Source organism: Leifsonia sp. SIMBA_070 (genome assembly GCF_046534635.1).
Lineage (GTDB): Bacteria > Actinomycetota > Actinomycetes > Actinomycetales > Microbacteriaceae > Leifsonia.
In genome coordinates, this window is record NZ_JAWRYK010000937.1 from 1 (window position 1) to 236 (window position 236).

The 236-nt window shown below is 72.5% G+C and carries 1 protein-coding gene; it reads left to right on the forward strand.

Annotated features, from left to right (window positions below; genetic code table 11):
* The coding region (locus tag SB754_RS22955) for an FAD-dependent oxidoreductase (RefSeq protein ID WP_410784559.1) at positions 1 to 236 on the forward strand (236 nt) is incomplete at both ends.

Here is a 236-nt window from a genome sequence, read left to right on the forward strand (position 1 = left end):
GGCCGGGCGCATGCATGTTGGCCTGGATCAACAGGCCGGCGGACGTGCCGGCGACGCCGCATCAACGCGCCTGGCCGAACGCCTGCGCGAGGCCATGCCGCGTGTCGGGCGCCTCAAGACCGGTACGCCACCGCGCATCGACGGGCGCAGCATCGACTGGTCGGTGACCCAGATCCAGCCCGGCGACACGCCGCGGCCGGTGTTTTCCTTCCTGGGCTCGCGTGCCGACCATCCGC